At 66.8% G+C, this 23,017-nt stretch carries 25 protein-coding genes and 1 tRNA gene; 12 read left to right on the forward strand and 14 right to left on the reverse strand.

All coding sequences use genetic code 11. The features are described from left to right. Positions 1 to 93: 93 nt before the first annotated feature. Both GV832_RS13720 and GV832_RS13725 read right to left on the reverse strand, forming a co-directional pair. Positions 94 to 762, reverse strand: coding sequence for a GntR family transcriptional regulator (locus GV832_RS13720; protein WP_168775454.1), 669 nt, complete (start codon positions 760 to 762; stop codon positions 94 to 96). A 31-nt stretch (positions 763 to 793) separates the two neighbouring features. Beyond that, positions 794 to 1,492 (reverse strand): M48 family metallopeptidase, encoded by a 699-nt coding sequence (locus GV832_RS13725; protein WP_168775455.1) that lies wholly within the window; start codon positions 1,490 to 1,492, stop codon positions 794 to 796. A gap of 142 nt (positions 1,493 to 1,634) precedes the next feature. Here GV832_RS13725 and GV832_RS13730 point away from each other — a divergent pair, with 142 nt between their 5' ends. Beyond that, positions 1,635 to 1,970 carry a TIGR02300 family protein gene (locus GV832_RS13730; protein WP_168775456.1) on the forward strand — a complete coding sequence of 112 codons (336 nt, stop codon included), beginning with the start codon at positions 1,635 to 1,637 and terminating at the stop codon, positions 1,968 to 1,970. Between the two features lie 204 nt (positions 1,971 to 2,174). Then, a tRNA-Ala gene (locus GV832_RS13735) sits at positions 2,175 to 2,250 on the forward strand. A gap of 62 nt (positions 2,251 to 2,312) precedes the next feature. Here the strand turns inward: GV832_RS13735 and GV832_RS13740 are convergent. Next, positions 2,313 to 2,897 carry a hypothetical protein gene (locus tag GV832_RS13740; protein WP_168775457.1) on the reverse strand — a complete coding sequence of 195 codons (585 nt, stop codon included), beginning with the start codon at positions 2,895 to 2,897 and terminating at the stop codon, positions 2,313 to 2,315. Between the two features lie 2 nt (positions 2,898 to 2,899). Next, a complete protein-coding gene (locus GV832_RS13745) occupies positions 2,900 to 4,273 on the reverse strand; it encodes a helix-turn-helix domain-containing protein (protein ID WP_168775458.1) in 1,374 nt (457 codons plus the stop codon). A gap of 142 nt (positions 4,274 to 4,415) precedes the next feature. On the opposite strand from GV832_RS13745, the gene GV832_RS13750 reads away from it, so the two are divergent. Genes GV832_RS13750 through sucD form a run of 4 tightly spaced genes read left to right on the forward strand, consistent with a single transcriptional unit; the run spans position 4,416 to position 8,626 of the window. Continuing rightward, positions 4,416 to 5,594, forward strand: coding sequence for a pyridoxal-phosphate-dependent aminotransferase family protein (locus tag GV832_RS13750; RefSeq protein WP_168775459.1), 1,179 nt, complete (start codon positions 4,416 to 4,418; stop codon positions 5,592 to 5,594). A 10-nt stretch (positions 5,595 to 5,604) separates the two neighbouring features. Next, positions 5,605 to 6,543 carry an HpcH/HpaI aldolase/citrate lyase family protein gene (locus GV832_RS13755; RefSeq protein ID WP_168775460.1) on the forward strand — a complete coding sequence of 313 codons (939 nt, stop codon included), beginning with the start codon at positions 5,605 to 5,607 and terminating at the stop codon, positions 6,541 to 6,543. Positions 6,544 to 6,545: 2 nt separating this feature from the next. Beyond that, positions 6,546 to 7,718, forward strand: a complete 1,173-nt coding sequence (locus tag GV832_RS13760) for a malate--CoA ligase subunit beta (RefSeq protein WP_168775461.1) — start codon at positions 6,546 to 6,548, stop codon at positions 7,716 to 7,718. An 11-nt stretch (positions 7,719 to 7,729) separates the two neighbouring features. Beyond that, positions 7,730 to 8,626 (forward strand): succinate--CoA ligase subunit alpha, encoded by an 897-nt coding sequence (gene sucD, locus GV832_RS13765; protein WP_168775462.1) that lies wholly within the window; start codon positions 7,730 to 7,732, stop codon positions 8,624 to 8,626. 102 nt (positions 8,627 to 8,728) lie between these two features. Here the strand turns inward: sucD and dtd are convergent, their stop codons facing one another. The 9 genes from dtd to GV832_RS13810 form a co-directional block, all read right to left on the reverse strand. Further along, complete coding sequence (gene dtd / locus GV832_RS13770) at positions 8,729 to 9,169, reverse strand: D-aminoacyl-tRNA deacylase (protein ID WP_168775463.1); 441 nt, start codon at positions 9,167 to 9,169, stop codon at positions 8,729 to 8,731. Continuing rightward, positions 9,166 to 10,089: a carbohydrate kinase family protein gene (locus GV832_RS13775; RefSeq protein ID WP_168775464.1), complete on the reverse strand. Its 924-nt coding sequence runs from the start codon at positions 10,087 to 10,089 to the stop codon at positions 9,166 to 9,168. Before GV832_RS13775 ends, dtd begins: the two co-directional genes overlap by 4 nt. A gap of 57 nt (positions 10,090 to 10,146) precedes the next feature. Next, complete coding sequence (locus GV832_RS13780; protein WP_168775465.1) at positions 10,147 to 11,109, reverse strand: phosphoribosylaminoimidazolesuccinocarboxamide synthase; 963 nt, start codon at positions 11,107 to 11,109, stop codon at positions 10,147 to 10,149. Positions 11,110 to 11,377: 268 nt separating this feature from the next. After that, positions 11,378 to 12,496, reverse strand: a complete 1,119-nt coding sequence (locus tag GV832_RS13785) for a primosomal protein N' (replication factor Y) - superfamily II helicase (protein WP_435531764.1) — start codon at positions 12,494 to 12,496, stop codon at positions 11,378 to 11,380. Positions 12,497 to 12,500: 4 nt separating this feature from the next. Next, positions 12,501 to 13,583 carry an SPFH domain-containing protein gene (locus GV832_RS13790; RefSeq protein ID WP_168775467.1) on the reverse strand — a complete coding sequence of 361 codons (1,083 nt, stop codon included), beginning with the start codon at positions 13,581 to 13,583 and terminating at the stop codon, positions 12,501 to 12,503. A 15-nt stretch (positions 13,584 to 13,598) separates the two neighbouring features. Next, entirely contained in the window at positions 13,599 to 14,531 is a 933-nt protein-coding gene (locus tag GV832_RS13795; RefSeq protein WP_168775468.1) for a DUF2927 domain-containing protein, read from the reverse strand. Further along, complete coding sequence (locus GV832_RS13800) at positions 14,531 to 15,706, reverse strand: toxic anion resistance protein (RefSeq protein WP_168775469.1); 1,176 nt, start codon at positions 15,704 to 15,706, stop codon at positions 14,531 to 14,533. The genes GV832_RS13795 and GV832_RS13800 overlap by 1 nt, the downstream gene beginning before the upstream one ends. Before the next feature lie 12 nt (positions 15,707 to 15,718). Further along, positions 15,719 to 16,579: a 5-bromo-4-chloroindolyl phosphate hydrolysis family protein gene (locus tag GV832_RS13805; RefSeq protein ID WP_168775470.1), complete on the reverse strand. Its 861-nt coding sequence runs from the start codon at positions 16,577 to 16,579 to the stop codon at positions 15,719 to 15,721. A gap of 189 nt (positions 16,580 to 16,768) precedes the next feature. Further along, entirely contained in the window at positions 16,769 to 17,827 is a 1,059-nt protein-coding gene (locus GV832_RS13810; RefSeq protein ID WP_227754417.1) for a pseudouridine synthase, read from the reverse strand. A 112-nt stretch (positions 17,828 to 17,939) separates the two neighbouring features. Here GV832_RS13810 and GV832_RS13815 point away from each other — a divergent pair, with 112 nt between their 5' ends. Continuing rightward, positions 17,940 to 18,398 carry a nucleoside deaminase gene (locus tag GV832_RS13815; RefSeq protein WP_168775472.1) on the forward strand — a complete coding sequence of 153 codons (459 nt, stop codon included), beginning with the start codon at positions 17,940 to 17,942 and terminating at the stop codon, positions 18,396 to 18,398. A 245-nt stretch (positions 18,399 to 18,643) separates the two neighbouring features. Then, positions 18,644 to 18,838, forward strand: a complete 195-nt coding sequence (locus tag GV832_RS13820) for a hypothetical protein (protein WP_168775473.1) — start codon at positions 18,644 to 18,646, stop codon at positions 18,836 to 18,838. A gap of 81 nt (positions 18,839 to 18,919) precedes the next feature. On the opposite strand, the gene GV832_RS13825 is transcribed toward GV832_RS13820, so the two are convergent. After that, the gene (locus tag GV832_RS13825; protein ID WP_168775474.1) at positions 18,920 to 19,600 is read right to left on the reverse strand and encodes a metal-dependent hydrolase; all 681 of its coding nucleotides are present in this window, start codon (positions 19,598 to 19,600) and stop codon (positions 18,920 to 18,922) included. Between the two features lie 112 nt (positions 19,601 to 19,712). On the opposite strand from GV832_RS13825, the gene gatC reads away from it, so the two are divergent. The 4 genes from gatC to GV832_RS13845 are packed head-to-tail and all read left to right on the forward strand — an operon-like array spanning position 19,713 to position 22,949. Beyond that, complete coding sequence (gene gatC, locus GV832_RS13830) at positions 19,713 to 20,000, forward strand: Asp-tRNA(Asn)/Glu-tRNA(Gln) amidotransferase subunit GatC (RefSeq protein ID WP_168775475.1); 288 nt, start codon at positions 19,713 to 19,715, stop codon at positions 19,998 to 20,000. Continuing rightward, positions 19,997 to 21,472, forward strand: coding sequence for an Asp-tRNA(Asn)/Glu-tRNA(Gln) amidotransferase subunit GatA (gene gatA, locus GV832_RS13835; RefSeq protein ID WP_168775476.1), 1,476 nt, complete (start codon positions 19,997 to 19,999; stop codon positions 21,470 to 21,472). The genes gatC and gatA overlap by 4 nt, the downstream gene beginning before the upstream one ends. A gap of 26 nt (positions 21,473 to 21,498) precedes the next feature. Then, on the forward strand, positions 21,499 to 22,302 hold the full coding sequence (locus GV832_RS13840) for a hypothetical protein (RefSeq protein WP_168775477.1): 804 nt from the start codon (positions 21,499 to 21,501) through the stop codon (positions 22,300 to 22,302). 38 nt (positions 22,303 to 22,340) lie between these two features. Next, positions 22,341 to 22,949, forward strand: a complete 609-nt coding sequence (locus tag GV832_RS13845; protein ID WP_435531761.1) for an N-acetylmuramoyl-L-alanine amidase — start codon at positions 22,341 to 22,343, stop codon at positions 22,947 to 22,949. The last annotated feature ends 68 nt before the right edge of the window (positions 22,950 to 23,017 follow it).

Genomic DNA, 23,017 nt, shown 5'->3' on the forward strand with positions numbered 1-23,017 from the left:
CGGCCATCCGCTGGTCGGGGGCTTTGGCCCCCGACGGTCTCGCGGTGCGGGCGCGCTGTGGCCGAGGCAGTGCCTCGGCCTGGCGGGCCCCGATCAGCTTGCCAGGTGGCGCAGGCCCTGGGTCACATCGGTGCGGACGGCAAGGCGCAGTCCGGGCTCGTCCCCGGCCTTCAAGGCGGCCAGGATCAGGCGGTGGTGGTGGGGCACATCCCGGCGTCTCAGCTTGTCATACAAAGCCCGCATCGTGGGGCCGAGTTGCAGCCAGACCGTCTCGCAGATGGCCAGCATGGCAGGGGTCTGGGCGCGGAGATAGAGCGTGCGGTGGAATTCGAGGTTGGTGCGCACATAGGCCACGGCGTCATGGTTGATCACCGCCTCCTGGTTCTTGCCGTTGATCGCGGCCAGGCGGTCGATCAGGGCAAAGTGCGCGCGGGGCAGGGCGCGGGAGGCCATCTCGGGCTCCAGCATGGCGCGGATCGCGGCCAGTTCCTCGATCCGTTCGGGGGAAAGCTCCGGCGTCGTCACCCGGCCGGAGGAGGAGATCGTCAGGGCGCCCTCGGCCGCGAGCCGCCGGACGGCCTCGCGGGCGGGGGTCATCGACATGTCATGCGCCTCGGCCAGGCCCCGCAGGGTCAGGGAATGGCCGGGCGCCAGCTCGCCATGCATGATCTGCTGGCGCAGCAGCCGGTAAAGCCGCTCATGCGCCGGGGCGGAGGGGTCTGCAAGGCGCAAGCTGGCGGGGCGGGGATGGGGTTCGCTCATGGCCCAGCGTTCCCCCATGACGGGCCCCGGGTCAACTCTCAAACCGGATGGCATGCAGGCCTTGGCCCTGGGTGCGCAGCCAGTCGCGCTGGGTCTGCCAGCCGGGGTAAAGCCGCTCGACGACCTCCCAAAAGGCGCTGGAGTGGTTCATCTCGACCAGATGGGCGCATTCATGGGCGGCGACATAGGCAAGGACGGACGGAGGGGCCATGACCAGCCGCCAGGAATACATGAGAGCGCCGTCATGGGTGCAGGAGCCCCAGCGGCTTCGCGTGTCGCGCAGGGTGATCCGTTTGGGCTTGCGACCCAGAAGCCCCGCATAGTGATCCGAGGCCTGGGCCAGCCTGTCCCGCGCCTGGGCCTTGATCCAGGCCGCAACCCTTGCGCCAAGCTGCGCGGCCTCGCCGGGCACCAGGAGCCTGTCGCCCTCGACCCGTAGGCGGCCCGCCCCAGGCGTGAGCGTCAGCGCCCGGCCTTCAAAGGGAATGACCGCGCCCCAGTCCAGGCTTTGCACCGGCACCTGCCGGGCAAGCGCCTTCTTCAGCCAATCCTCGTGGCTGCGGGCGAAATCCAGCGCCTCGGCGACCCTTGCGCGCTTGGGCATGGACAAAGTCACCCGCCCGTCCAGCGCCGAGACCCGGAGCGAAAACCGCCTTGTTCGGGCCGAGCGGCGCAGGGTGATTTCCACCAGGGGAAGGCCGGGCAGGGTGACGGGGGAGGGGGGCGGCATGAGACCTCTTGCAACTGGCGTCCAGAATAGCCAGATTGCGCCCCAGAACAACCGGCTGGATGCCGCCCCAAAGCCTTTGACTCCGCCCTGAGTCTGTGGCATTGGGGCGCTCTCTGGCCCATAGCCGTTTGCAAGGATCACCATGCCCAAAGCTGAATGGGGCACGAAGCGCATCTGCCCGACCACTGGCAAGCGTTTCTATGACCTGAACCGCAGCCCGATCGTCAGCCCCTATACGGGCGAGGTCGTGGATATCGAATCGGCGCGCCGCAAGATGGCCGCCTCGGTCATCGCTCGCGTGGCCCCCGAGAAGGACGACGAACTCCTGGTCGACGACCTGGAAGCCGATGACGATCTGCTGGCCCCGGGCGTGGCAGACGACGCGGACCTGGACGACGAGCTTCTGGAAGAAGATGCCGACGACAATGTCTCGCTGGACGACCTGACGGAAGTCGCGGGCGACGAAGAAGAAGTCTGAGGCCGAAAGCCCGGACGGTGAAAGGGGTCGGCTTCGGTCGGCCCCTTTGCTTTTGGGCGTGCTTTCAAAGGCTTGGCGGGAAATCTGCGGAAAAATCGGGGGCTTTGCATTTTTCCTCTTGCGGCTCTCGGCGGGGTTCCATAAATAGCCCCTCACCGAAGGCGCCCAGCCAGAGGGACGGCGGAAACGCCGGGACGGTTGAACGGGGTCATAGCTCAGATGGGAGAGCGCTTGAATGGCATTCAAGAGGTCGGGAGTTCGATCCTCCCTGGCTCCACCAACCGAACACAAAGGCCCGTGCGCAAGCGCGGGCCTTGTTGTTTGGGGCGTCAGGGTTTCCTTTCACCCCAGCGCGACCTGCACCTTCAGCCCCAAGGCGAACAGCGCCACCACGGATTGCGGGGTCAGGACCGGGACCCGGCCTTCTAGGCGCGGGCGGGGGGAGTAGCCGGCAAAGCTCCAGTCATGAGGACCCTGCCACAGAAGGACCGGACCCGAGGGGCCCAGGACCATGGTCCCATCGGGCAGCTCGGCGATATCGGCCTGCCAGGTGACCTTCTGGCGCCGATGGATGCGCTGGGCGTGGAGGATTCGGTCGATCTCGCCGATGGTCATGGCGCCATGGGCCTGGGTCCAGGCCGCCACGAAGGCGCGGTAGGCCGCGCGGCGGCATTCGCCACAGGGGCGGTGGCCCGAAGCATAGGCCGTGGCCTCGTCGAGGAAGAAGAGCTCGGTATAGCGGCCCGGGGCCATCAGGGGGCGCTTGCGGCCCTTGAAGTCGAGGACACAGGTCACCCAATGCGGATGGCTATGGGTCTTGGTGACCTCGGCTCCCTTGTGCAGGATGCCGCGATTGCCCATCAGCCCGCCGCGTTCGGGTGCCGCCACGATCTGCCCCTGGGGATCGACGCGATTCTGCCGGGCCATGGTCACACGTCGAATCGGGTGGCGCCGCGGCGATGGGCGTCCACCGGCTCGGTCTGGATCATCGCCTGGTGGGCGCGCTGGTCGCAGCCCTGGCGCGGGCAGATGCGGCAGTTGATGCCGATCTGGGTGACGGGGGCGGAGAGGCTCAGCGCCTCGGCATAGCCCACGGCACCCGCGTGCTCGCTGGCGCAGCCCATGGCAACCGCCAGGCGGTTGTCCTGGGCGTGGCGGGCCCAGGTCGGGCGGTCGACCGTGCGGGAGAAGGTGAAGAAGCGGCTCCCATCCGGCATTTCCACATATTGCGGCACGATCCGGCCCGGGGTGCGGAAGGAGGTATGGACATCCAGCCGGGGGCAGGCGCCGCCATATTCGGCCAGGGGAAATTCGGTGGCGTTGAAGCGCTTGGTGACATTGCCGCCCTTGTCGATGCGCAGGAAGAAGAAGGGCACGCCTTGGGCGCCCTCGCGCTGAAGGGTCGTGGCGCGGTGGCAGGCCTGTTCGAAGCTGACGCCAAAGCGGGTGGCCAGGTGGTCGAAGTCGTATTTCGTGGCCCGGGCCTCGGCCAGGAAGGCGGCATAGGGCATCAGCACGGCTGCGGCGAAGTAGTTGGCCAGCTCGACCCGCAGCCGCGCCTGGACCGCCGCCCCGGCGACGCCCGAGGTCAGGCTGTCGAGAAGGTCGCGGTGCCCCAGCAAAGCGCACATATGGACCAGCTGGAAGGCGCGGTTGGGGTGGTCCAGCGCCTCGGAGAGCTGGATCTCGCGCCGCGCCTCGTCATAACTCCGCAGCGTGGCGGGCATTTCCTCGACCCGGGCGAGGCGCGTCGTCACGCCATGCATCTCGCGCAGGCGGGTCTTCAGCGCGGTATAGACCTCGTCGCGCGGCGGCGGGGTCCAGAAGCGCTCCGCCGCCTCCTCCAGCGCGGGGAAGTGGTTGCGGTGGCGGCGAAAGGCCAGGTGGACGGCGGCCTCGGGGCTGGGCAGGCTCTCGCTGTCGGTCAGGGCCGAGAGCCGGTCCATGGCGGCCCCTTGCGCCCGATGCAGCCGCAGAAAGGCCGAGACCAGGTCGGGCGCATGGACCATGGCCGCGCGCAGCTGGGTCAGGTCGGGGCGGCGGTCTGTAAAGAGCGGATCCTGCAAGGCCGCCCGCAGGTCCGAGAGGATCGCCGCGCTATCGTCCTTTTCGATAGACCGCCAATCGACGCCATAGGTCTCGAAGAGCCGCAAAAGCACCGCGACAGAGACAGATCTTTCGTTGTTTTCCAAAAGGTTGACGTAAGATGGCGAGATCCCCAGCGCCTTGGCCATGGCGCCTTGCGTCTCGCCCCGCTCTTGGCGCAGGCGTCTTAGTTGCGGTCCGAGGAAGGTCTTTTGCATACCGTTGCACACAAATCACATCTGTCAAGTTCACATTATGACAGAACATCGCTTCTGTAAATCTTTGCATTTACAGCGCGACCCGGGATCATTTGCCGGAATTTTAACCACGGCGCAAAGTCCCCCCAAGAGGGAGACAAACATGCGTACTGGGACCAATCACCTGTTCATTCCGGGGCCGACCAATGTCCCCGAATCTGTGCGCCGCGCGATGAACGTGGCGCAGGAAGACCAGCGGGGGCCGGAGTTCGGGGCCTTTGTCCTCGGGCTTCTGCGCGACCTGAAGCCGGTCTTTGGCACGAAGCAAAGGGTCATGCTGATCCCGGGTTCGGGCTCGGCGGCCTGGGAAGCCTCCATCGTCAACACGCTGCAACCGGGCGACCGGGTCTTGATGGCGCGGCATGGGCAGTTCTCGACGCTTTGGGCCAAGATGGCCATGGATCTGGGGCTGGATGTCGAGGTCGTCGACGTCTCCTGGGGGGCGGGGACGCCGGTGAACGAGTTCGCCCGGCGGTTGGGTGCCGACCGTGAGGGCAAGATCAAGGCGGTCTTCGTCACGCATAACGAGACGGCGACCGGGGTAACCTCTTCGGTCGCGGCGGTGCGGCGGGCGCTGGATGAGGCGATGCATGATGCGCTCTTGTTCGTCGATGGCGTGTCCTCGATCGGCTCGGTGCCCTTCGAGATGGACGAATGGGGCGTCGACCTGGCGGTGACGGGCAGCCAGAAGGGGCTGATGTGTCCCTCGGGCCTGGGGATTCTGGCGGTCTCGGACAAGGCGCGGGCGTGCAAGGGCATGCGGCGCGGCTTCTTCGCCTTCGAGGATTTCGAACTGCAAGCCGCCCAGGGCTACTTCCCCCATACCCCGCCGTCGCCCGTCCTGCACGGTCTGCGCGCCGCCTTGGACCGGATGGCCGCCGAAACCCTTCCGGCCGTCTTCGCCCGCCATGCGCGCCTGGCCCAGGGCATCCGCGCCGCCGTCGCCGCCTGGGGGCTGGAGACCTGCTGCGAGAGCCCGTCCTTGGCCTCCAACACCGTGACGGCGGTCAGAACGCCCCCGGGCGTCGATGCCCGGGACGTCATCCGGATCGGCTTCCAGCGCTATAACGCCTCCTTCGGCTCGGGGCTGGGGCCCCTGGCGGGCAAGGTTTTCCGGATCGGCCACCTGGGCGATCTGAACGAGGGCATGTGCCTGACCGCGATTGCGCTGGCCGAGATGTGCCTGCGCGAGGCGGGGGCCAAGGTCACCCTGGGTTCGGGCGTCGCGGCGGCGCAGGCAGTTTACGAGCCCCGGGCCGAAATGGCCCTGGCGGCGGAATGAGGAGGACATCATGAGCCACAGACTTTACCCTTTGAAGAAGCAGCGCCTGCAACGGTCGGAACTGGCGGTTCCGGCGTCCAATCCCACGATGATCGACAAGGCGGCGGAGGGGGCGGCGGATTACGTCTTCCTCGACCTGGAAGACGCGGTCGCGCCCCCCGAGAAGGAGCAGGCACGGAAGAACGCGATCCAGGCCCTGAACGACATCGACTGGGCGGGGAAGGGCAAGACGGTCTCGGTGCGGATCAATGGGCTCGACACGCATTACATGTACCGCGACGTGGTGGATGTGATGGAGCAGGCGGGCGACCGGGTGCATACGCTCCTGGTCCCCAAGGTCGGCGAGACCGGCGACCTCTACATGGTCGAGGCCATGGTCAACCAGATCGAGATGGCCAAGGGCTTCAAGACCCGGGTGGGGCTGGAAGCGCTGATCGAGACCGCGCTTGGCATGGCGAATGTGGAAGACATCGCCAGGTTCGGAGGCCGCTTGGAGGCCATGCATTTCGGCGTGGCGGATTTCGCGGCCTCGATGCGGGCGCGGACGGTGAACATCGGGGGCCTGAACCCGGTCTATCCGGGCGACCAATGGCATGCGGCGATTGCGCGGATGGTCACGGCCTGCCGGGCCTTCGGCCTGCGGGCGATTGACGGGCCCTTCGGCGATTTCAGCGACCCCGAGGGCTACAAGGCCGGGGCGCGGCGGGCTGCGGCTTTGGGCTGTGAGGGGAAATGGGCAATCCATCCCTCTCAGGTCGCCTTGGCCAACGAGGTCTTCTCGCCCACCGAGGCGGAAGTGACCAAGGCGCGCCGCATCATCGAGGAGCTGCGGGCGGCGGAGGCGAAAGGAAAAGGGGCGGCCAGCCTCGATGGCAAGATGATCGATGCGGCATCAGAGCGGATGGCGGCCAATGTCCTGGTCGTCGCCGATGCGATTGCGGGGAGGTAGGAATGGACATTCACGAATACCAGGCGAAAGAGATCCTCGCGCGCTTTGGCGTGCCGGTGCCTCGGGGCGGGCTGGCCTATAGCCCCGAACAGGCGGCCTACCGGGCGCGGGAGCTGGGCGGCTCGGCTTGGGTCGTCAAGGCGCAGATCCATGCGGGCGGGCGCGGTGCGGCGGGCGGGGTCAAGGTCTGCAAGTCGGTGGACGAGGTGCAGGGCTTCGCGGCCAGCCTCTTCGGCCGCCAGCTGGTGACCAAGCAGACCGATGCTTCGGGCAAGGGCGTCTACCGGCTTTGGGTCGAGGGCGCCTCGGATATCGCGCGGGAGCTCTATCTGGGCTTCGTGCTCGACCGGAAGTCCGAGCGCATCATGATCGTGGCCTCGGCCCATGGCGGGATCGAGATCGAGGACCTGGCCGAGGAAGACCCCGCAAGCTTGCGCCGCATGACCATCGACCCGGCGACGGGGCTCCTGGAGTATCAGGCGCGGGAGCTGGCCTTCGGGCTGGGCCTCACGGGCGGACAGGTGGCGCAGATGGTCACGATCCTGAAGGCCTGTTTCGCGGCCTACCAGGACATGGATGCGACCATGGTCGAGATCAACCCGCTGGTCATCACCGGCGCGGGCGACCTTGTGGCCCTGGACGCCAAGATGTCCTTTGACACCAATGCGCTCTATCGCCGTCCCGAGGTCGCCGAACTCCGCGACCGCAGCCAGGAAGACCCGCGCGAGTCGACGGCCGGAGACCATGGGCTCGCCTATGTGGGCCTCACGGGCGACATCGGCTGCATCATCAACGGCGCTGGGCTCGCCATGGCGACGATGGACATGATCAAGCTGGCGGGGGGCGAGCCTGCGAATTTCCTCGACATCGGCGGCGGCGCCTCGCCGGAGCGGGTGGTCAGGGCCTTCCGCACGGTCCTGGCCGACCCGGAGGTCCAGGTGATCCTGGTCAACATCTTCGCCGGCATCAACCGCTGCGACTGGGTGGCGGAGGGCGTGGTCAAGGCCTACCGCGAAGTGGGGATGACCATCCCGGTCGTGGTGCGCCTGGCAGGCACCAATGTCGAGGAGGGCCAGGCGATCCTGCGCGGCTCCGGTCTGCCGCTGATCACGGCCGATACCTTGGCCGAGGCGGCCGAACGCGCCGTTGCGGCGCGCGTAAAACTGGCGGCGTAAGGGAGGAACCCATGGCCATTCTCATCACGGAAAAGACCAAGGTGATCGTGCAGGGCATGTCGGGTCGGATCGGCCAGTTCCATGCCGCCGACATGATCAAGAACGGCACCCAGGTGGTTGGCGGCGTGACGCCCGGCAAGGGCGGGCAAAGCCTGCTGGAGCGCCCGCTCTTCAACACGGTGCGCGAGGCGGTGGAGGCGACCGGGGCAGATGCCTCCCTCATCTTCGTCCCCCCGCCCTTCGCCGCCGATGCGATCATGGAGGCGGCCGATGCGGGGATCCGCACGGCGGTCTGCGTGACCGACGGGCTGCCCTCGCAGGACATGATGCGGGTGAAGCGGTTTCTCCGCCGCTATCCTGAAAGCCGCAAGATGCGGCTGATCGGGCCGAATTGCGCGGGGGTCATTTCTCCGGGCGTGGGCTTCATGGGCATCATGCCGCCCCATATCTACATGAAGGGCCGGGTTGGGATCGTGGGGCGGTCGGGCACCTTGGGCTATGAGGCGGCCTCCCAGATGAAGGCCCTGGGGATCGGGGTTTCGACCTCGGTCGGGATCGGGGGCGACCCGGTGAACGGGTCGAGCTTCAAGGACATCCTGGAGATGTTCCAGGCCGATCCCGAGACCGATGCGGTGATGATGATTGGCGAGATCGGCGGCCCGCAAGAGGCAGAGGCCGCCGCCTGGGTCGCGCGCCATATGACCAAGCCCGTGGTGGCCTATATCGCGGGGCTTTCCGCGCCCAAGGGGCGCAAGATGGGCCACGCGGGGGCGATCATCTCGGCTTTCGGTGAAAGCGCGCAGGAGAAGGTCGAGATCCTGACCGCGGCGGGCATCGTCGTGGCGCCGAACCCCAGTGCGATGGGCGAGACCATGGCGCGGGTGCTCATGCGGCGCGCGGCGGCGTAAGGGGCCCCGGGGTCTACCCCGGGCTACGCAAAATGAAACAGAGCGCCCTTCCGACGAGGGGCGCTCTTTCGGCATCCGCGTAGCCCGGGGTAGACCCCGGGTTTACAGCGTCTCCGTGTCCATCCAGATCGTGACCGGCCCGTCGTTGTTCAAGGACACATCCATATCCGCGCCGAAGATGCCGTTTGCGACCGGCAGGGTCTCGGCCAGCTTGGCGGAGAAGTGGTCGTAAAGCCGCTTCCCCTCCTCCGGGGCGGCGGCATAGGAAAACCCCGGCCGGTTGCCGCGCAGATCGGCGGCGAGGGTAAACTGGCTGACGACCAGGGCGCTGCCTTGGGTATCCACCACGGATTTGTTCATCTTGCCCGCCTCGTCCTTGAAGATCCGCAGCTTCAGGATCTTGGCGGCGAGCTTGTCGGCCTCGGCCTCGGTGTCGCCCTGCATGGCACAGACCAGGATGAGGAGCCCGGGGCCGATCTCTCCGGTCACCGCGCCATCGACGGTCACCGAAGCCCGGCTGACACGTTGCAGAAGCGCCCTCACAATTCGTGCGCCCAGGGCGGGTTGGCGCCGGGGCGCGAGACGGTGACGGCGGCGGCCTTGGTGCCCAGCGTGAGGGCGGCGTCCAGTTCCGCATCGGTCACCGAAGCGATGCGCGCCTTGGTCAGCGCCCCTGCTTGGTGCAAGGCGCAAAGCGCGCCCGCGTTGAACGTGTCGCCCGCGCCGACGGTATCGGCAACGGTCACCTTGGTCGCGGCCACGAAGCGGTTTTGCGTCGCGGTGATCGCCCGGGCCCCCTCGGCGCCCTCGGTGATGAAGACGAGCTTCGGCCCCTTGGCGAGGATCTGACCCGCCAGCGCCGAGACATCGCCCTCGCCCATCAGCCAATGCAGGTCTTCGTCCGAGAGCTTCACGATATCGGCGGTGGCAATCATTCCCTTGATCCGGGCGCGGTATTGCGCCTCTTTGCCCGCGATGAAGCCGGGGCGGATATTGGGGTCGATCATGGTGACGCGGATGGCGGCTTCGCGGGCCTGCAGCGCGGCATAGGTCGAGGCGGCGGGGTCGTTGACCAGGGAGATGCCGCCGAAGAAGAGGGTGGAGATGCTTGCGGGCAGGACCGGCAGCTGATCCTGGGTCAGCATCAGGCCGGCCGTGTTCTCGTCGTAGAAAGCATAGGTCGCCTGGCCGTTCACCAGCTTGACGAAGGCCACGGTCGTCGGCCGACCGGACCGCGCGCAATACTGCGTATCGACCTTGGAGGCCTGGAGCGTATCGGCCAGGATCTCGCCCAGCATGTCGGTGGAGATGCCCGAAAAGAAGGCCGAGGGCGCGCCGAGGCGGCCCAAGGCGATGGCGGTGTTGAAGACCGCGCCTCCGGCATAGGGGGCGAAGGCGGGTTCGCCTTCGGTGGACATGCGGGGCAGCATGTCGATCAGGGCTTCGCCACAGCTGAGAATCATTCGGAACCTCCCGGGTTTTCGGCAGATTAGCCTTTCAGGGGCTGTTAGCGCAAACAGTCAGGCGAAAAAGGGCTGCAAAGCGGTTCGGATGCGCTCCAAGGGCGTGGCGCCGTTGAGGTCAGGGGTGAAACGCTCGCCGGTGATCGCCTCATAGGCCTGGATGTAGACGGCGCTGGTCTGTTCGATCATCGCCGCCGGGATCTCGGGGATCTCGTCCTTGTAGGGGTCGCAGCGGGCGGCGACCCAGGATCGGATCACGTCCTTGTCGAAGGAGGGCGGGCGGGTGCCAGCCTCGAAGGCCTGGGCATAGCCATCGGCCAGCCAATAGCGCGAGGAGTCCGGGGTGTGGATCTCGTCGGCGATCAGGATATTGCCCGCGAGATCGGTGCCGAACTCGTATTTCGTGTCCACCAGGATCAGCCCGCGCTCGGCCGCCATCTTCTGCCCGCGCTCAAACAGCGCCAGGGCGGCCTCGGAGACCTTGTCCCATTGCGCCTTGGTCAGAAGCCCCTGGGCGAGGATTTCAGCCGAGGTCAGGGGCTCGTCATGGCCGCCGTCGAAGGCCTTGGAGGTCGGCGTGATGATCGCCTGGGGCAGGGCCTGGTTGTCGCGCAGGCCCTCGGGGAGGGTATGGCCATACATTTGACGGACCCCCGCCCGGTATTGCGTGAGCACCGAGGTCGAGGTCGTCCCCGCCAGATAGCCACGCACCACGACTTCCACGGGAAGGATCGTCAAGCGCTTGCCGATGACCACATTGGGGTCGGGATAGGAGATCACGTGGTTGGGGAGGATATCGGCGGTGCGCTCGAACCAGAACCGCGCGATCTGGGTCAGGACCTGGCCCTTGAAGGGGATGGCAGCAAGGATGCGGTCGAAGGCGGAAATCCGGTCCGAGGCCACCAGGATGCGCCGGCCATCGGGGTTTTCCGCATCGGCGGGCAGGTCGTAACAGTCGCGGACCTTGCCGAAATAGGGATTGGGCAGCTCGGGAATGCGGGCGTGGTCAAGGGTGCGCATGTTTGCCTCCGGGGTTCAGGGCCATGTGCAACGGGACCGGGTCCATGTCAACGGGCAGGCGGGTCCGCCAGGGACCAGAGCGCCAAAGGCGCTTTGGTCCCTGGCGGAGGAGGCGGGGGCTGCCGCCCCCGCACCCCCGCTTCAAGGGGAGCACGCTCCCTTTGAAAATCCCCGTGGATATTTGGGCCAGTGTGAAAAGCAAGGGGCGCGGAGGTTTGGCGCCGCGCCTCTTTCAGCTTGGGTCAAATATTCATCTGGTGGCCTGGCATCAGGCGTTTTGCGTGACGTACCAGACCACGCCCGCCACCACGGCGGCAGCCAGCACGGCGAAGGCGATCTTCCAGACGGACCAGGGGCGTTCGCCCTGGACCTCGCCGGTCTGGCCGTTCACCAGGAAGCGATAGCTTTTGCCGTTGTACTTGTAGGCCGCCATCCAGATCGGCAGCAGGATGTGCTTGAAAGTCTCGTCCTGCCAATCGACATCCATCTTGTCGATCCGCTGTTCATCCCCGCCGATGTCGCGGCGGATGTCGCCCTGGATCACATATTCCATCTTCTGCCGCGCCACCTGGTGGCCATCGGCCAAGGCCACCGTATAGCCCTCGGCCGAAAAGCCTGCGAGGTAATCCGGGCGGTAGGGCTCCAGGAGCGAGAGGTCCCAGGGCTCCAGGTGCTCGGCCAGGTTGGTGGGGAGCGCCGTCGAGGCGATGGCCAGAACGTCGTCGAAATCGCGGGCGACATGGCCGCGCACATTCGACCAGCGGATCTTGCGGACCTGTTCCTGGCGCTGTTCGTTGCGGCCGTTGACATTGACCGTCACCGTGCGCGTCTCGTAATAGGCATCGCCGCGCTGGCCACGGTAATCGGTCTCGGTATCGGCGTCGAAGGTCCAATAGGGGACATAGATGCCGTTCATCTCGCGCCCCGAGCGGGTGTATTGCAGGAGCCCGTTGGGCGCGAACCACAAGGAGCCCAGCCAATCCAGCATCGCCTTGTGAGCGGTCTTTTCGTCCAGCTGGAAGGGCAGGACGGCCTGCGGCTTCAGCTTGCGTGTCGACCCGGTGTCCACCACGACCGGCGAGGCGCAGAAGGGGCATTCGGCCGCATGCTTGGCGCCGTCGAACTGCACCTGGGCGCCGCAATTGGGGCATTTCGTCGCCCGGACCTCGGCGGTCTGGGCCAGGGGCATGTCGTTGGAGAGGCCGCGCGCCAGGGGGATTTCCTCGAAGCGCTTGACCTTGGTGCCCGCGCCCCAGGGGCCCTTGGAGGCCTCGCCCGCGATCTCTTGCTCATGGCCGCAATGGGCGCATTTCAGGCGGGTAGCGCCGGGGGCAAAGCGCAGCTCTGCCCCGCATTGCCCGCAGGGATAGCGGTGTTCTTCGGCGATCATCTCAGACCCCGGGCGGAGGCGGCGGCGGCACCTGGCCGAAGAGACGGGTGAGCTCGGTCTCTCCGGCGGCTTTCCAGCCGTCCTGGCCGGCCGTCCAGACCATGGAGGCCCGCCCGAAGCCGGGCTGCTGGGTCAGCTGGGCCTCGGTGAAGGGCCCTTGCGTCTGGCCATTCACCGCCAGGTGCCATTGCTTGCCCATGGGCGGAGGGGGCGGCGGGGCGGCGGCAGGCTGGGCTCCCCAAGGCCCGGCGGCCTGGGCGCCCATATTGAACCCCATGCCCGCCCCCATGGCCGCGCCCATCGTGGCCCCCATGGCGGAACCGGGCTGAGCCATGCCCTCGGCCGCGTTGAACTGCATGTATTTGTTGAGGTCGCCCGCAATCCCCATAGAGGTGCGCTTGTCGAGCACCTTTTCGACCTCGTCGGGCAGCGAGATATTCTCGATGTAGAATTCCGGCAGGGTCAGGCCATAACCCGCCACCGTGGGCGCAATCGCCTGGCCCACCAGTTTCGCCAGGTCGACCGTATTGGCCGCCATGTCCAGGACCGGGATGCCGGATTTCGCCAGCGCCTGGCTCATCTGCTGGACGATGATGTTGCGGATCTGGGTCGAGACCTCATCGGCGGTGAATTCGCCATCGGTGCCGACGATCTCTTTCAGGAACAGGCCGGGGTCGGAGACCCGCATGGAATAGTTGCCGAAGGCGCGGATGCGGACCGGCCCGAACTCCGGGTCGCGGCACATGATCGGGTTCTGCGTGCCCCATTTCAGGTCGTTGAAGCGGGTGGTCGAGACGAAATAGACCTCGGCCTTGAAGGGCGACTGGAAGGCGTGGTCCCAGTGCTGCAGGGTCGTCATGATCGGCATGTTGTTGGTCTGAAGCTCGTAGAGCCCCGGGCCGAAGACATCGGCGATCTGGCCCTCGTTGACGAAGACCGCCGCCTGGCCCTCACGCACCGTCAGCTTGGCGCCGTATTTGATCGCATTGTCGCGCCGTTCAAAGCGCCAGACCATCGTGTCGCGGGTGTCATCGGTCCAGGAAATGACGTCGATGAACTCGCCTTTGAGAAATCCGAAAACCATGGGTCACCTCCGGGGTCAGGTTTGACCGTCCATCAGACGGGTTGCAAGGCTTTCCACCACGGGCCGCGCCTCTTCGGCTGTCATGCCGGGGCGCAGGTCGGGGGAATAGAGGATCCGCAGCATCAGCTCGTCCATCCGCGTCAGAAGCGCGAATTCCTGGTCGTCGTTGAAGATCGAGGGCCGGGCGATGTTGCTGTCATTGGGCAGGCCAAGTGCCTGGGCCAGTTCCTCATGCAGGCAGGTCTGCATCAGGAGGAGCGGGTGTTCGGCGGGGATCACGGCGGCGGCGCGGGTATAGATCGGGCTGTCGCCATCGGACTGGCTGAGCACCTGACAATAGGCGCTGTCGGGCATATGGGTGGCCGCCGCAAGCTGGCTGTCGGTCAGGCCCGGCATCTCGGCGGCGATCTTCGGCCCCAGGGCCGCACGTTCTTCCAGGCTGCCGATATGGATGAAGAAATTCGGGTTGCTTGCGTTCAGCGTGATCGGCAGGCCGGTCAGCCGCGAGAGGCGGGCGAGGTAAGAGCTGACCATGACCCGATCCGCCGCCGCCTGGTCCGGGGGCACCGAGGCGCCGATCTGCAAGGACACGCGGATCGGCCCGTTCCAGCGCTGCAAGGGGATGGCGTTGCGCTGGCCCGTGATCTCGCCGCCCGAAAACTCCTCGAAGAAGGCGACCGAGAGGAAGGCGCGGGCCAGCATGGCATCGGTGAAGGGCGTGTCCTCGCCGCCGCCATCGGTGCGCAAGAGGCCGTTGTCCAAGAGCCGGGCCTGGACGGCGGCATAGCGCGCCGACAGCGCCTGGCTTGCGGCCGAGGCCACGGGAGCGGGCGGAGGGGCCGCCATGGGCGCGGGGGCCCGTGGTGGCTGCACCGGCGCGCAGGCCGCGAGGGCCAAAAGCCCAGCCGCCAGCGCGCCCCCTGCCCAAAGGGTCCTTCCGTCGCGCATCAGCCCGAGATCGCCCCGCCCGCCGTCGCCCGGGACCGAGAGGCCGAGAGCGTGTCGCGCAGCTGGGTCTCCATCTTGCCGAGCTCTTCTTCGGCGGCGATGCGCTTGGCCTTGCCCTCGTCGGCGATGCGAAGGCTATCCTCGATCGTGGCGATGAGGGTGTCGTTGGCCTTCTTCACCGCCTCGATGTCGAAGATGCCACGCTCCATCTCGGTGCGGACGATCTGGTTCGCCTCGCGCAGGTTCTCGGCGTTCTTGGTCAGAAGCTCGTTGGTCAGGTCATTGGCATCCTTGATCGCCTCGGCCGCATCGCGGCTCCGCTGGATGGTGACGGCCTGGGCGAGCTGGGTCTCCCAGAGCGGAACGGTGTTCAGAAGCGTCGAGCTGATCTTGCCGACCAGGCTCTTGTCATTCTCCTGCACCAGGCGGATCGAGGGCAGGGACTGCATCGTCACTTGCCGGGTCAGCTGCAGGTCCATCACGCGACGTTCCAGGTCGTCGCGGGCGGCGCGGATGTCGCGGAGCTCTTGCGCTTTCTTGACCTGGTCGTCAGCCGGGGCGGCGGTCACCGCAGCCTCGGCGGCGGGGATGGTCTTGGTGTCCAGTTCCGCGATCTTGGCCTTGCCAGCGGCGATGTAAAGGCCCAGTTCATCGAAGAAGGTCAGGGTCTTGGCGTAAAGGATGTCCAGCGCCTTGATGTCTTTCAGCAAAGCGGTCTGGTGGCCCATCAGGTTGCCCGTGATCTTGTCGATCTGGGTCTGGACCTCTTCATAGCGCTCCATGAACTGCACCACGGGCGTCGCGGCGCCGGTCAGCTTTTCCCACCAGGACCGCTCGCGGCCGGGGTCGAGCTCGCTGCCCGAAAAGCCGCGGATCGTCGCCACGATCTCGGTCAGGGCGGCGCCCGCCGGGCCCACGTCCTTGTTCTTGACGCCGTTCAGCATCTCTTGGGAGATGACCTGAAGCTCGGCCTGGGCGCCTGCCCCGAAAGAGATGATCGATTGCGTGTTGGTCAGGTCGATTTCCGCCATGCGCTTTTCGATCTCGGCGGCTTGCGGGGCGGTGGCGGCTTCCAGCGCCACGACCTCGGAGACCGGGACGGGCAGGATCGCCCGGGTCACTTGTTCGACCTCGGCGAGCGCGGTGGTGGCGGCGGCTTGGATGGTCTCGGACATGGTAAACCCCTATCAGGCTTGAAATTTGAGACGGTCGCGGAGGACCTGGATTTCGATGTCCAAACCGGTCTGGTCATTGGACAGAAGCTTTTGCGTGCGGTCGGCGAAGTTGGTTTCAAGATCGGTCAGAAGCGCCTCGTAATCGGCGCGGGCCTTCGGGTTGGGACCTGCGGCCAGGAGGTCCGCAAGCTTGATCGTCGCATCCCGCGCGCCTTGCAGATAGACCGACAGATAGGCGCGGGCGGCGCTGAGGTCGCGGGGGTCGTTCTCCACCTGTCGGAAGAGCTTGCGGGCGGCCTGGGAGAAGCTTTCGACGCGGGATTCCAGGGCGCCGTCGCGGGCGCGCAGGATGGCGTCCTTCATCTGGGCCAGGGTCGCCTCGGCCTCCGAGACCGCGCGGGCGACGCGGTCGGTCTGGTAGAGGTCGACACCCTCCATCCCCTTGTCCTTCAAGGGGTCGATGCCGAAGGCGCCCAGGTGCAGCCCCGCGCCGATCATGCCGATGGCGAAGAGCGCCAGGGGATTGACCTGCCAGAGGAAGGCGCCCGCCATCAGCGCGGCTCCGGTCAGGCAGGCGGCGAGGATCTTGCGCGGCAGGGCCGGGCGGCGCGAGACGCGCCGCGCCTGGTATTCGGCCTCGGCCTTCAGCCCCTCACGGGTCAGCCAGGCGGCAAGGATCATGAGGCCCGCGGCCAGGAGGCCCGAGAACAGCGCGGGCGTGCCGCCCGAGAAGGCCTTGAACAGGAAGGGAAAAGCCAAAGCGAACATCAGGCCCGACTTCAGCCCCGTGCCAGAGGGCGGCGGGGTGGCCGGAACGGTCGTATCTCCCTGCGGCGCCCCGGGGGAATATTTGCCGACGATCCTGCGGGCCATCAGAGACCTCCTCCGAAAGCGGTGTAGAGCGTCAGGGCGATCAGGACGAGGAAAGACAGGGTCTGCAAGGCTTTGACCGACATTCCGGGCTCCCCAGTTAGGTCGGGGCGAATATAGGGGGCAGCTTGCGGCTTGGCTATGGGCTTGGGGGAAATCCGCCGGGGGGAATGGGGGGAAATATTCCCCCCGTCAGGGTTTGCGTGGCCGGGGCGTCGAGGGCTTGCGCGGCCCGCCATCGGCTTTCGGCCCGGCGCCTGCGGGGCGCGGGGCCTTGGGCGCGCCGGGGCGGGCGCCAGGGGACTTGAAGGCGGCCCCCCTTGCGGCGGACTTCTCGCGCGGGCTTTCCAGCCGGGTCATGCCCGCCCGGTCTTGGCCAGAGCGGTCGGGACGCGGCTTCAGGCTGCGTTTGCCCTCGGGCTTGGGCTTGTCCTCGGGCAGGTCCGAGGCATCGCCGGTCAGCCCCAATTGGTCGCGCATGACGCGGGTCTTGACCTCGGTCACCTGGCCGGGCTCGAGCTCTCCAAGCGAGAAGGGCCCGTAGGAGGTGCGGATCAGGCGGTTCACCTGAAGGCCTATGGCCGACATGGCGCGGCGGATCTCGCGGTTCTTGCCCTCGCGGAGGCCCACGGTCAGCCAGGCATTGGCGCCCTGGATGCGGTCAAGCGAGACGATCATCGGCTGGAACTTCTCGCCATCCACGACGATGCCCTTGCGCAGCGGATCGAGGTCCGGGTCCATCGGGTTGCCATTGACCCGCACGCGATACTTGCGCAGCCAGCCGGTCGAGGGAAGCTCCAGCCGCCGTTTTATCTCGCCGTCGTTGGTCAAGAGGAGCAGGCCCTCGGAGTTCAGGTCAAGCCGTCCCACGGTCATGACCCGGGGCAGGTCCTCGGGCAGGTGGTCGAAAACCGTGTCGCGGCCCTTTTCGTCGGATTCCGAGGTCACGAGGCCATCGGGCTTGTAGTAGAGCCACAGCCGGGGCGGCTCGGGCGCGCCGATCGGGTGGCCGGAAACGGTGATCTTGTCCTTCGCGGTGACGTTCAGCGCCGGAGAGGTGATGAGCTTGCCGTTGACCGTGACCTCGCCCGCCTCGATCATGCGCTCGACCTCGCGGCGCGAGGCCACGCCCGCGCGGGAGAGGACCTTGGCGATGCGCTCGCCCTCGGGCGGCTTTGCGGCGGGTTTGGGCGGGGCGGAGGGCTTGGACGCCGTCGCTTTCTTCGGTGCGGGCTTTTCTTCGGCGGCCATAATTGTCATCCTTGGCCCTGGTGGCCGGCTTCGGGGGTTGTCTGCCCTCCGCTTGTCAGCTTTTCGGCTGACAAGCCAGCCGAAGATGCCCCCGAGAGATATTTGAGCCAGTATGAAAGAGCAACCTGCCTTCCTGAGTTTCATGAATCTCGCGCTGGAGGAGGCGCGGGCGGCGGACGCGCGTGGCGAAGTGCCGGTGGGGGCGGTGGTGGTGTTCCAAGGCCAGGTCGTGGCGCGGGCGGGGAACCGGACGCGGGAGCTGTCCGATCCGACCGCCCATGCCGAGGTCCTGGCGATCCGGGCGGCCTGCGCGGCCCTGGGGTCAGAGCGGCTGGTGGGGCATGATCTTTACGTCACGCTGGAGCCTTGCCCCATGTGTGCGGCGGCGATTGCGGCGGCACGGGTAGCGCGGGTCTATTATGGCGCCTCGGATCCCAAGAGCGGGGGCGTGGCCCAGGGGCCGCGGGTTTTCTCCCATCCGCAGTGCCATCATGTGCCGGAGGTCTATGACGGGATCGGGGCCCAGGCCTCGGAAGAGCTTTTGCGGGCGTTTTTCTCGCGCCTGCGGTGAAATTCCATTTTGGAAACCGCGAGAGCCGTGGTAACGGCTGCATGTCCACAACCAGAGGGAGGGCATCAGATGATCCAATGCATGCGCTCCGCAGGTCCTGTCGGGCAGGCCTATCGACGCGTCTGACGCGCGAGAGCCATCGGGGCCGAGGCTCCTTCCTGAAACCGTGATGTGATCTTCCGCCTGCGGGCGAGGTCCGTCCATTTTCCCCAAGAGGCATGCCCGTGATCCGGGCATGGAACATCATGACGTTGCACGAAACGGATCTTCCGTTGCCCTCCCTGCGGGCGCTGATCGATCAGCACGGGACCCTGTCGGTGGGCTGGGCCTATCTCCGGGCGGCGCTTGCCCGCAGAAAGCATCCCCCGGACCTGCGGGCCGAGACCCTGTCCCTGCATATAAGGCGGGACATCGGGCTTGACCGGACCGGCTGGGAATAGGCCCGCCGGGCCGATCCCCGCCCAGACCTGCGAGACCCCATGGGCTTCGCGGGCCTGGGTGGGGGCTTCTCGGCAGAAGGGTCAGAGCGTGATGGGCTCCATGACCTGGGGCTCGATCACCTTCACGCCGGGCAGGGCATCGGCCAGGACCTGGGCCGATTGCTCCAGCGCCGGGAAGGTCCGGTAGTGGCAGGGGATCACGGTCTGGAAGTTGAAATAGCGGCGGGCCGCATAGGCGGCGCGGGCCATGTCCATCGTGTAATGGCCCCCGGCGCTGAGGATGCCCACGGTTGGCCTGTGCAGGTCGCCCATCCAGTCCATGTCAGCCATGATATCGGTATCGCCCGAGACATAGATCACATGGCCCTCACCGGCGATCATGAAGCCCGCTTCCGAGCCGATGGGCACCCCGTCGAAGGTCGAGGAGTGGCTGGCATTGACCATGGTCACCTTTGCGCCGCCCGCATCCACCGTGCCGCCCTTGTTGAAGCCGATGATCTCGACCCCATGCTTCTGCGCGAGATGGCCCATCAGGTCATAGATCCCTGCCATGGGGATGTTCAGCTCCTTGGCAATCGCCGGGCCATCGCCGGTGTGATCGCCGTGGCCATGGGTCAGGAAGACATGGGTGGCGCCCTGGATCGCCTCGGCCCGGCGTTCGGCCGGGAACATCGGGTTGCCGGTCAGCCAGGGGTCGATGAGCAGGACGGCGCCTTCGATTTCGATGCGGAAGCCGGAATGGCCAAGCCAGGTGATGCGCATGATGGGTCTCCTTTGGATGCCAACCTAGGGCGCCCGGCCAAAAACCCAAGCGCTTCTTGCACTGGCGCGGCCCCTTGGCTAAACGGAGCCGATCATCACCGGAGAGTTCCCCATGTCCATCGACATTGCGACCGCGGCCAAGGTGGCCAAGCTCGCCCGCATCCGCGTCGAGGAAGACCAGTTGCCCAAGTTGGCCGAGCAGCTTTCGGGCATCCTGGGCTTCATGGAGCAGTTGAACGAGGTCAATGTCGACGGGATCGAGCCCATGGTCTCGGTCACGCCGATGCGGCTTGTCCGCCGCAAGGATGCGGTGACCGATGGCAATATCCAGGCCCAGGTGTTGAAGAACGCGCCCGATGCGCGCGAGGGCTTTTTCGCTGTGCCGAAGGTGGTGGAATGAACGCTAATGAACTGACCATCGCGGCGGCGCGGGATGCGCTGCGCAAGCGCGAGATCTCGGCTGTCGACCTGACCATGGCCTGCCTGACCGCCATCGACGCGGGCGATGCGCTGAACGCCTTTGTCCACAAGACGCCCGAGATCGCGCTGGATCAGGCGCGGGCGGCGGATGAGCGGCTGAAGGGCGAGGCGCCGGACCTGTGCGGGATTCCGCTGGGGATCAAGGACCTCTTCTGCACCAAGGGGGTGCCGTCTCAGGCGGCCAGCGGCATCCTGAAGGGCTTCAAGCCGGAATATGAATCGACCGTGACCTCGAAGCTTTTCGATGCGGGCGCGGTCATGCTGGGCAAACTCAACATGGACGAGTTTGCCATGGGGTCCAGCAATGAGACCTCGGTCTATGGCAATGCGGTCAACCCCTGGAAGGTCGATGACCGCAAGCTGACGCCGGGCGGCTCCTCGGGCGGCTCGGCGGCGGCGGTGGCGGCGGACCTTTGCCTTGGGGCGACGGGGACGGATACCGGCGGCTCGATCCGCCAGCCTGCGGCCTTCACCGGCATCACGGGCATCAAGCCGACCTATGGGCGTGTGAGCCGCTGGGGCATCGTGGCCTTCGCCTCCAGCCTCGATCAGGCGGGGCCGATGACCAAGTCGGTGCGCGATGCGGCGATCCTTCTGCAGGCCATGTCGGGCCATGACCCGAAGGATTCGACCTCTGCCGATATCCCGGTGCCGGATTTCGAGGCGGCCCTGACCGGCGACATTCGCGGCAAGAAGATCGGGATTCCGAAGGAATACCGCATGGATGGCATGCCGGCCGAGATCGATGCGCTTTGGGCCCAGGGCATCGCCATGATGAAGGATGCCGGGGCGGAGATCGTCGACATCTCCTTGCCGCATACGAAATACGCGCTGCCCACCTATTACGTGATCGCCCCGGCCGAGGCGTCGTCGAACCTCGCCCGCTATGACGGGGTGCGCTATGGCCACCGGGCCAAGCTCGCGGCGGGGGATGGCATCACCGACATGTACGAAAAGACCCGGGCCGAGGGCTTTGGGCCGGAGGTTCAGCGCCGGATCATGGTCGGGACCTATGTCCTGTCGGCGGGCTTCTACGACGCCTATTACAACCGTGCGCGCAAGGTGCGGGCCCTGATCAAGCGCGACTTCGAGCAGGTCTTTGCGGCGGGGGTCGATGCGATCCTGACGCCCGCGACGCCGTCGTCTGCCTTTGGGTTGGGCGAGATGGCCAATGCCGATCCGGTCGAGATGTATCTGAACGACGTCTTCACCGTGACGGTGAACCTGGCCGGTCTGCCGGGGGTTTCCGTGCCGGTGGGGCTGGATTCCAAGGGCCTGCCCCTGGGTCTGCAGCTGATCGGGCGGCCCTGGGACGAGGCGGGGTTGCTGAACCATGCCCATGTGCTGGAGCGTGCGGCGGGTTTTGTGGCCAAGCCTGCCAAATGGTGGTAAGCGGACCGAAAAGAAGAGGCGAGCAGATGCGCAAGGCTTATCTTGGACTGGCAGCAGTGGCGGCGCTTGCGGCTTGCCAGTCGTCGGTGCCCGACAGCAACCCCCAGGGGGCGGGCTTCCAGGACTATAACTCCTATGTCCGCAACCGGGCGGCAGGGGTTCCGATGCAGGGCTCGGCCTATGGCGCGCAAGGTGGCGTGATGGGCGAGGGCGTGGCGACGCAACCCATGGCCAGCACGGGCTTTTCGCCCGATGCGGCGGCGGCGGCGATTGCGGCGGCCGAGGGCGGAAGCACGGCGCCGATGAACGCGACCGGGCTGGTGACGGGCGGGCAAACCGTGGCGAGCGGCGCGGCCTTGCCGCCCATCGATCCGGCCTGCCAGGGCCGTGGCCAGACCATGGCCGGGATCCAGGAGACGACCTCCGAGATGAACTATGCCTCGGGCGGGGTCTCGGACGAGCAGGATTTCGGCGCGGTGACGCAACGCGAATCGATCGAGAGCGACAAGCAGCGCATCGCCTGCAACCGCCAGCAATATGTCGTGGTCCAGCCCGGGGCCATCCCGCAGCGCCCGGGCGACGAGGGGCCGAATATCGCGGCCTATGCCCTGGCCACGACCAATGCGCCGGGGGTGAAGCTTTACACCCGTCCGCCCTTCTACCTGACCAATCCGGAAAAGGCCTGCGCCAAGTTCACCTCTTCGGACAAGGCGCAGCAGGCTTTCCTGGCAGCGGGCGGGCCGCAGCGCGACAGCAAGGCCCTGGACCCCGATGGCGACGGCTTTGCCTGTTCCTGGGACCCGCGCCCCTTCCGGGCTGCGGCGCAGTAAGCATGTCTTCTCCCAATCATTCGGAAAGGCGCGGGGGCATGACCCCGCGCCTTGTCGTTTTGCACTATACCGCCATGGCGAGCTTTGCCGAGGCGAAGGCGCGGCTTTGCGATCCGGCCCATGAGGTCTCCGCCCATTGGCTGGTCGATGTGGATGGGCGGGCCGAGGCGCTGGTGGATGAGGCGCGCCGGGCCTGGCATGCGGGCGCCGGGGCCTGGGGGGGCTGTCAGGATGTGAACTCGGCCTCGGTGGGGATCGAGATCCAGAATGACGGCATGAGCCCCTTTCCGGCGCGGCAGATGGCGGGGGTGGAGCGGCTTTTGGGCGATGTGCTGGGGCGCTGGGGGATCTCTCCGGCGGGGGTGATCGCGCATTCCGACATGGCGCCCTTGCGCAAGCGCGACCCGGGGCCGAGGTTCGACTGGCGGCGGCTGGCCTTGGGCGGCCTCTCGGTCTGGCCCGAGGACCGGGTGGCCAAGGCGCAGGGCTTTTCGTCCTGGGCGGCGGAGTTTGGCTATCGCGGGCCGGAGGAAGCGGTGCTGGGCGCTTTCCGGCTGCGGTTCCGGCCCTGGGGGCGCGGTCCGGTCTCGGCGGTGGATGCGGGGCTCATGCAGGACCTCGCGCAGCGCTTTCCTGCGGTTCTTTAGTGGAGCGGCTTCGCCGCATTGTTTTTGTCTCGCCTCTGGCCTGCGGCCAACCTGCTCGGGGTCGGGGC

It is taken from the genome of Stagnihabitans tardus (genome assembly GCF_009925085.1).
GTDB lineage: Bacteria > Pseudomonadota > Alphaproteobacteria > Rhodobacterales > Rhodobacteraceae > Stagnihabitans > Stagnihabitans tardus.

Bases quoted from the DNA above. Each gene is read 5' to 3' on its own strand.
- GV832_RS13720 (WP_168775454.1), bottom strand. From the start codon at position 762: ATGAGCGAACCCCATCCCCGCCCCGCCAGCTTGCGCCTTGCAGACCCC.
- GV832_RS13840 (WP_168775477.1), top strand. From the start codon at position 21,499: ATGCGCAAGGCTTATCTTGGACTGGCAGCAGTGGCGGCGCTTGCGGCT.
- GV832_RS13745 (WP_168775458.1), bottom strand. From the start codon at position 4,273: ATGCAAAAGACCTTCCTCGGACCGCAACTAAGACGCCTGCGCCAAGAG.
- GV832_RS13815 (WP_168775472.1), top strand. From the start codon at position 17,940: ATGAAAGAGCAACCTGCCTTCCTGAGTTTCATGAATCTCGCGCTGGAG.
- GV832_RS13740 (WP_168775457.1), bottom strand. From the start codon at position 2,897: ATGGCCCGGCAGAATCGCGTCGATCCCCAGGGGCAGATCGTGGCGGCA.
- GV832_RS13800 (WP_168775469.1), bottom strand. From the start codon at position 15,706: ATGTCCGAGACCATCCAAGCCGCCGCCACCACCGCGCTCGCCGAGGTC.
- GV832_RS13810 (WP_227754417.1), bottom strand. From the start codon at position 17,827: ATGGCCGCCGAAGAAAAGCCCGCACCGAAGAAAGCGACGGCGTCCAAG.
- GV832_RS13775 (WP_168775464.1), bottom strand. From the start codon at position 10,089: ATGATTCTCAGCTGTGGCGAAGCCCTGATCGACATGCTGCCCCGCATG.
- sucD (WP_168775462.1), top strand. From the start codon at position 7,730: ATGGCCATTCTCATCACGGAAAAGACCAAGGTGATCGTGCAGGGCATG.
- GV832_RS13845 (WP_435531761.1), top strand. From the start codon at position 22,341: ATGACCCCGCGCCTTGTCGTTTTGCACTATACCGCCATGGCGAGCTTT.
- GV832_RS13750 (WP_168775459.1), top strand. From the start codon at position 4,416: ATGCGTACTGGGACCAATCACCTGTTCATTCCGGGGCCGACCAATGTC.
- GV832_RS13825 (WP_168775474.1), bottom strand. From the start codon at position 19,600: ATGCGCATCACCTGGCTTGGCCATTCCGGCTTCCGCATCGAAATCGAA.
- gatA (WP_168775476.1), top strand. From the start codon at position 19,997: ATGAACGCTAATGAACTGACCATCGCGGCGGCGCGGGATGCGCTGCGC.
- GV832_RS13755 (WP_168775460.1), top strand. From the start codon at position 5,605: ATGAGCCACAGACTTTACCCTTTGAAGAAGCAGCGCCTGCAACGGTCG.
- GV832_RS13730 (WP_168775456.1), top strand. From the start codon at position 1,635: ATGCCCAAAGCTGAATGGGGCACGAAGCGCATCTGCCCGACCACTGGC.
- GV832_RS13790 (WP_168775467.1), bottom strand. From the start codon at position 13,583: ATGGTTTTCGGATTTCTCAAAGGCGAGTTCATCGACGTCATTTCCTGG.
- GV832_RS13780 (WP_168775465.1), bottom strand. From the start codon at position 11,109: ATGCGCACCCTTGACCACGCCCGCATTCCCGAGCTGCCCAATCCCTAT.
- GV832_RS13725 (WP_168775455.1), bottom strand. From the start codon at position 1,492: ATGCCGCCCCCCTCCCCCGTCACCCTGCCCGGCCTTCCCCTGGTGGAA.
- GV832_RS13820 (WP_168775473.1), top strand. From the start codon at position 18,644: ATGACGTTGCACGAAACGGATCTTCCGTTGCCCTCCCTGCGGGCGCTG.
- GV832_RS13760 (WP_168775461.1), top strand. From the start codon at position 6,546: ATGGACATTCACGAATACCAGGCGAAAGAGATCCTCGCGCGCTTTGGC.
- GV832_RS13795 (WP_168775468.1), bottom strand. From the start codon at position 14,531: ATGCGCGACGGAAGGACCCTTTGGGCAGGGGGCGCGCTGGCGGCTGGG.
- GV832_RS13805 (WP_168775470.1), bottom strand. From the start codon at position 16,579: ATGGCCCGCAGGATCGTCGGCAAATATTCCCCCGGGGCGCCGCAGGGA.
- gatC (WP_168775475.1), top strand. From the start codon at position 19,713: ATGTCCATCGACATTGCGACCGCGGCCAAGGTGGCCAAGCTCGCCCGC.